This is a genomic window from Kitasatospora sp. NPDC059462 (assembly GCF_042749955.1).
Lineage (GTDB): Bacteria > Actinomycetota > Actinomycetes > Streptomycetales > Streptomycetaceae > Kitasatospora.
Genome location: NZ_JBHYUU010000323.1, coordinates 1 through 5175, shown reverse-complemented (window position 1 = coordinate 5175; position 5175 = coordinate 1). Strand labels below are relative to the sequence as shown.

Genomic DNA, 5175 nt, shown 5'->3' with positions numbered 1-5175 from the left:
TCCAGACCACACTCACCACCCACCCCCACGTCCACGACGCCGTCGTCACCACCCACGACACCGAGAAGGGCAAGCAGCTCGTCGCCTACCTCGTCGCCGCCGACGGCCACACCCCCGACGCCGCCGACCTGCGCGACCACCTCACCGCCACACTCCCCCGCTACATGGTCCCCGCCGCCTTCGTCACCATCGACACCATCCCGCTCACCGCCAACGGCAAGCTCGACCACCGAGCCCTGCCTGCGCCCGAGCGGTCGGTGTTCGCCTCCGCCGATCAGGTGGCACCGCGCAACCCGGTCGAGGAGCGGATCGCCGCGATCTGGTCCCAGGTCCTGAACCTTCCGGCCGGCCAGGTCAGCGTCGAGGACAGCTTCTTCGACCTCGGCGGCGACTCCATCCGCGCCGTCCAGCTCTCCGGCGCGCTCCGTCAGGCCGGCTACGACCTGAGCATCCAGCAGATCTTCCAACACCGGACGATCGCCGCGCTGGCCCAGCACGCCGCCGACAGCGGACCGGTGACCGACACCGAACCGGTCGCGCCCTTCGCCCTCGTCACGGACGAGGACCGGGCCGCGCTGCCCGCCGACGTGGTCGACGCCTACCCGCTGTCGCAGGTCCAGACCGGCATGATCGTCGAGATGCTGGCCGAGAACGACCACGCCAGCTACCACAACATCAACTCCTACAGCGTGCCGGACGACCAGCCGTTCTCGTCGGCGGCGCTGACGGAGGCACTGGCCGTCGTCGCCGCGCGGCACGACGTCCTGCGGACGTCCGTGCAGCTGGCCGGCTACTCGCAGCCGTTGCAGCTGGTGCACGCCGAGGTGGAGATCCCGCTCAGCGTCCACGACCTGCGCGAGCTCACCGCGGACGAACGGCGGGCCGACGAGCTCGCGCTCCTCCACCGGGAGCGGGCGGCGCTCTTCGACCTCGCGACCGCTCCGCTGATGCGGCTCAACGTGCACCTGGAGTCCGACCGGTCCTGGCGACTGACGTTCACCCAGTGCCACGCCATCACGGACGGCTGGAGCGTCAACTCGCTGCTGATGGAGTTGCTGGAGGCCTACCGATGCATCCGCGACGGGGTGCCGCTCACGCTCCCGCAGCCGCCGGCCGTCCGGTACGCCGACTTCATCGCGGCGGAGCTGGAGTGCCTGGACGGTGAGAAGAGCCAGGCCTTCTGGCAGGACATCACCAGCCTGCACGCTCCGCTCACCATGCCGGCCGGCTGGCAGAGCGACGCCACGCCCGGGGAGAACTACCAGCTCGAAGTGGTCTACGACGATCTGGAGTCGGGTCTGCGCGGGCTGGCGGCCGTGGCCCGGACGTCGCTGAAGAGCGTGCTGCTCGCCGCGCACGTCAAGGTCCTCGGCATGCTGACCCCCGAACCCGCCTTCCACACCGGTCTGGTGGCCCACGGCCGCCTGGAGGCCACCGGCGGCGACCGGGTGCTCGGCATGCACCTCAACACCGTCCCGTTCCCGGCGGACCGCAGTGCCCGCACCTGGCGCGAGCTGGTCGAGCAGGTCTTCGACCAGGAAACCGCCATCTGGGGCCACCGCCGCTACCCGCTCCCCGCCATCCAGCGCAACACCGGCGGCTCGGAGCGACTGCTCGACGTGATGTTCGACTACCAGGACTTCCACCAGGTCGACACCGGCTCGGTGGACATCCAGGCCAACGTGGACGACGCGTTCAACGACTTCGCCATGACCGTCCTCGCGAACCCCGGACGACTCGGCATCGCCACGGCGACCAACGTCATCGACCGGGCCAACGGCGAGCGGTTGGTGGGGATGTACCGGCGGGTGCTGGAGGCGATGGCCGCCGACCCGTCCGGTGACGCCCGCGCGACCTACCTGCCCGAGACCGAGACCGTCCAGCTCCTGGAGGAGTGGAACCGGGCTCTCACGATCCCCGGGGAGGAGTGCGTCCACCACGCCTTCGAGCGCCAGGCCGCCGAGACGCCCGACGCCCTCGCGCTGACCTTCGAGGACACCCACCTCACCTACGCCCAGCTCAACGAGCGGGCCAACCGGATCGCCCACCACCTCATCGAGCAGGGCGCCACGCCGGAGACCCTCGTCGCGGTGTGCCTGGAGCGCGGCATCGACCTCATCCCAACCATCCTGGGCGTGCTGAAGTCCGGCGCCGGCTACCTCCCCCTCGACCCCTCCAACCCCGTCGAGCGCCTCGGCTACATCCTGGGCCACGCCCGCGCACAGATCGTCGTCACCCAGCAGCAGCACACCGACCTCGTGAGCACCATCCACCAGGGCCGCACGATCGTCCTGGACTCCATCGAGGACGCGACGACGATCGAGGCCCGGCCCACGGACAATCCTTCGGTCGACGTCCGCCCGGACAACCTGATCTACGTCATCTACACCTCCGGTTCCACCGGTACGCCGAAGGGTGTCACGCTCACCCACGCCAACGTCTGGCGCCTGCTGGCCTCGGTGCGCGAGCAGTTCGCGTTCGGAGCGGACGATGTGTGGACGCTGTTCCACTCCTACGCCTTCGACGTCTCCGTCTGGGAGATGTGGGGCGCCCTCCTCCACGGCGGCCGCCTGGTCGTCGCCCCGTTCGAGGTCCTGCGCTCGCCGCACGACTTCCTCGACCTCATGGTCACCCAGCGCGCCACCATCCTCTGCCAGACCCCCACCGCCTTCCGCTCCCTCACCACCCTCGCCGCCGACGGCGACCCGCGCATCGACGAACTCGCCCTGCGAGCAGTCGTCTTCGCCGGTGAGAAGCTGGAGATCGGTGACCTGGCGCCCTGGACGGACCGCCTGGGCTCCGAGATGCCCGCCCTCGTGAACATGTACGGCATCACCGAAACCACCGTGCACTCCACCTACCACCAGGTCACCGCGGCCGACCTCGCCAACCCGCACCGCAACCCCGTCGGCAGCCCCCTCGCCGACCTCGCCATCCACCTCCTCGACGAGCGCGGCCACCTGGTGCCCGTGGGCATCCCCGGCGAGATCCACGTCGCCGGCCCCGGCGTCGCCCGCGGCTACCTCAACCGCCCCGACCTCACCGCCGAGCGCTTCGTCCCCGACCCCTGGGGCGAACCCGGCTCACGGATGTACCGCTCCGGCGACCTCGCCCGGCGCCTGGCCGACGGCACCCTGGAGTTCCTCGGCCGCATCGACACCCAGGTCAAGATCCGCGGCTACCGCGTCGAACTCGGCGAGATCCAGGCCAAGCTGACCGAACACCCCGACGTCCGCGACGCCGTCGTCACCGCCTACACCGACACCACCGGTCAGAAGTCCCTCGTCGCCCACCTCGTCCCCACCACCCACCAGGGACCGGACGCCGGCGAACTGCGCAAGCACCTCGCCCAGACCCTCCCCGACTACATGGTCCCCGCCGCCTTCGTCGCCATCGAGGAGATCCCGCTCACCCCCAACGGCAAGCTCGACCACCGGGCCCTGCCCGCACCCGAGCGCTCCGCCTTCGCCGCCTCCGCCCACGTCGCCCCCCGCACCCCCGTCGAGGAACGCGTCACCGCCGTCTGGGCCCAGGTCCTCGACCTGCCCACCGACCAGGTCAGCGTCGAAGACAGCTTCTTCGACCTCGGCGGCGACTCCATCCGCGCCGTCCGCCTCTCCGGCGCACTGCGCCAGGCCGGCTACGACCTCAGCATCCAGCAGATCTTCCAACACCGCACCATCGCCGCACTGGCCCAGCACGCCGCCCACAGCGGACCGGTCAGCACCGAACCCGTCGCCCCGTTCAGCCTCATCGGCGACGAGGACCGGGCCGCGCTGCCCGCCGACGTGGTCGACGCCTACCCGCTGTCCCAGATCCAGACCGGCATGATCGTCGAGATGCTGGCCGGCAACGGGCGGAACGTCTACCACAACGTCAACACGCAGCGACTGCCCGGCCAGGAGCCCTTCTCCGCAACGGCGTTCCGCAAGGCGGTCCGGACCATCGGCCTCCAGCAGGACATCCTGCGCACCTCCGTCCACCTCACCGGCTACTCGCAGCCGCTCCAGCTGGTGCACGGCGAGGTCAACATCCCCATCGCCATCCACGACCTCCGCCACCTCGGTTCGGCGGAGAAGGAGAAGGCCGGCCTGGAGTTCGTGGCCAGGGAGCGCGCCGAGCTGTTCGACCTCGCGACGGGTCCGCTGCTGCGCTTCGCGGTGCACCTGGAGGAGGACGACGTCTGGCGGTTCACCGTCACCTACTGCCACGCGATCCTGGAGGGCTGGAGCAACAACACCCTGCTGATGGACCTGCTGAACGTCTACCAGCACTACCGCGCCGGCGGTGAGGAACTGCCGGTCGAGCCGCTGCCCGTGCGGTACGCGGACTTCATCGGGGCGGAGCTGGACTCCCTCGACAGCGAGGCGGACCAGGCCTTCTGGCACGGCATCGTGGACACCCACATGCCGGTGACCCTGCCCGCCGACTGGGCGGACCGGGACAAGCCGATGGAGCTGTACCGGGTGCAGGTGCCGTTCCTCGACCTCGAAACGGAACTGCGGCAGCTCGCCCGCGAGGCCAAGACCTCACTGAAGAGCGTGCTGCTGGCCGCGCACCTGAAGGCGCTCGGCATGCTGACGCCCGAATCCGCGTACCACACGGGCCTGGTGGCCCACGGGCGGATGGACGCGGTCGACTCGGACCGGGTGCTGGGCATGCACCTCAACACGGTGCCGTTCCCGATGGACCGCAGTGCCCGCACCTGGCGCGAGCTGGTGCAGCAGGTCTTCGAGCAGGAGACCGCGACGTGGGAGCACCGCCGGTACCCGCTGCCCGCGATCCAGCGCCACACGGGGTCCGACGAGCGCCTGCTCACGATCCTGTTCGACTACCTCGACTTCCACCAGGTCGACCGCCAGCGGGTGGACGTCGGCGCGGTGTTCCGCGTCTCCATCAACGAGTTCGCGCTCAACATCATCGCGACCGGCGGCAACATCAACATCAACGGCGCCACCAATGTGCTCAGCAGGGAGAACGCCGAGCGGCTGGCGCAGATGTACCGGCGGGTGCTGGAGGCGATGGCCGCCGACCCGTCCGGCGACGCCCGCGCGACCTACCTGCCGGAGGCCGAAACCGTCCAGCTGCTGGAGGAGTGGAACCCCGCCCACGTCATCACCGGCGAGGAGTGCGTCCACCACGCCTTCGAACGCCAGGCCGCCGCCACCCCCGACG

1 protein-coding gene is annotated in these 5175 nt (G+C 70.3%); it reads left to right on the top strand.

The annotated features are described in order from the left end of the window. The coding region (locus ACFXAM_RS37755) for an amino acid adenylation domain-containing protein (protein ID WP_380298357.1) at positions 1-5175 on the top strand (5175 nt) is incomplete at both ends.